Source organism: Kitasatospora sp. NPDC059571, assembly GCF_042735675.1.
Taxonomy (GTDB): Bacteria; Actinomycetota; Actinomycetes; order Streptomycetales; family Streptomycetaceae; genus Kitasatospora.
Map to the genome: position 1 here is coordinate 1 of NZ_JBHWBW010000774.1, position 1,908 is coordinate 1,908.

At 77.2% G+C, this 1,908-nt stretch carries 2 protein-coding genes; both read left to right on the top strand.

Annotated elements, in window-relative coordinates; translation table 11 throughout:
* On the top strand, positions 1-282 hold a 282-nt coding region (locus tag ACFV0G_RS38890; RefSeq protein ID WP_380558494.1), incomplete at its 5' end, for an acyl carrier protein.
* A 6-nt stretch (positions 283-288) separates the two neighbouring features.
* The gene (locus ACFV0G_RS38895) at positions 289-1,701 is read left to right on the top strand and encodes a class I adenylate-forming enzyme family protein (RefSeq protein ID WP_380558497.1); all 1,413 of its coding nucleotides are present in this window, start codon (positions 289-291) and stop codon (positions 1,699-1,701) included.
* The last annotated feature ends 207 nt before the right edge of the window (positions 1,702-1,908 follow it).

Genomic DNA, 1,908 nt, shown 5'->3' on the forward strand with positions numbered 1-1,908 from the left:
GGGCGCCCCCCCCCCCCCCCCCACCGCGGGCCGGCGCGCCGGCGGGCGGGGGGGGCGGGGGGCGCCCCCCCCCCCCACCCGACCGACGACTTCTTCTCCCTCGGCGGCGACTCCATCGTGGCCGTCGAGCTCGCCGTCCGGCTGGAGGACGCCCTGGGCATCGAGGTCGACGCCGACCTGCTCGTGCAGCTGCCGGACTTCGCCGCCCTGGCCGACGCCCTCGCCCCGGCGCTCGCCGCCCGTGCCGGGGCCGCCCCCGTCCCCTCGACCCCCGAACGCTGAGGAACCATGCGCCCCCATCTTCGGGACCCGTGGGAAACCGCGAGGACGGCCCCCGACCGCACGGCCGTCGTCGCCGACGACGAGAGCTGTACCTTCGCCGAGCTGACCGCCCGCGCGGACGACCTGGCGGGCGCCCTGCGGGCCCGCGGCGTGCCCGACGGGACGGTGCTTTCCACCGACATCCCCACCGGGCCGCGCTTCTTCGCATTGGTCCTCGCGGCGCTGCGGCACGGCTACGGTCTCTTCCCGATCCCCCCGCGGCTGCTCGCGCTCCCCGAGGGCCCGGCCCTGCTGGCGGACGTGCACAGCGCGCTGCACGTCACCACGGGGGCACCCGCACCGGGCGGGCCCGCCCTGCCCTGCCCCGTCGTCGGCGACGACGAGCTGCTCGCCTCCTCCGGGACCCCGGTGCCCGCCCCGGCCGTCCCGCCCTCCGCCGGGCACCTCGTGTTCGCCACCTCCGGGACCACCGGCGTCCCGCAGGCCGTGGTCCGGACCAGGCCCGTCCGCCCGTACAAGGGGGTGGCCGTCGCCGAACGGTACGGCGCCGGCCCGGATCTCGGACCGCACCTGATGGCCAATCCGACCTACCACCTCGGCACCCTGGGGCCGGCCCTGTACGCGCTCCAGGCGGGCAGCCCGGTCGTCGTCCAGCGCACCTGGTCGACGGCCGGGTTCGTCGAGCTGGCGGAGCGGTACGCGGCGGACAGCGTGTTCCTCAGCCCGGACCGGCTGACCGAGCTGGTCGAGGCGGGCCGCGCCCCGCGGCGCCCGTTCCGGGTGGTGTTCCACGGCGGCGGTCCGTGCCCGCCCGCGGTGAAGCGCGCGGCCGTCGACCTGTTCGGGCCGGTCCTGCACGAGTACTACGGCACCTCCAGGAGCGTCCTGACCGAGATCACCACCCCGGAGTGGCTGCGCAAGCCCGGCTCGGTGGGCCGTCCGCTGCCCGGGATCCGGATCGAGGTGACCCGGGACGGCCGGGTGCTCCCCCCGGGCGAGGCCGGCGAGATCGGCGTCCGGCTGCGCGCCGCCGACCGCGGCCGGTCCGAGGCGCCCGTCCACGTCACCGGAGATGTCGGCCTGCTCGACGCCGACGGCTACCTCTTCCTCATCGGCCGGGCCGGGAACCCGCAGGAGCTCGACGCCGCCCGTCTCGAACACGGCATCCGGCTGCTGCCCGGCGTCACCGACGCGGTCGTGCTGGCCGGCCCGCCGCCGCTCTGCTTCGTGGAGCACGGCGAGGGTGACGCGCTGCACGATCCGGTCCCCGCCATCGAGGCCTCGGCCCGGCAGCTCGGGCTTCCCGCACCGCGGGTCGTCCTGGCGGCGTCCGGCTCGCTGCCCCGCACCCCCAGCGGCAAGATCCGGCGCGCCGGGCTCGCGGACGTACCGGAGGCCGCGGACGAGGGCCGCGGATGACCCCGGACGACCGGCCCTCGACCGCTCACGACCGACTGGTGCGCCACGCACTCGACCGGCCCGACGCGGTGGCGCTCACCTGCCTCGACGGTACTGCCGAACGAGGCCTGACGTACCGACAACTGCACTCCCTGACCGGATGGTTCGGCTCCCACCTCGGCTCCCTGGGGGTTCGGCCGGGCGAGCGGATCGGCCGGGGGCTGCCGA

Bases quoted from the DNA above. Each gene is read 5' to 3' on its own strand.
- ACFV0G_RS38895 (WP_380558497.1), top strand. From the start codon at position 289: ATGCGCCCCCATCTTCGGGACCCGTGGGAAACCGCGAGGACGGCCCCC.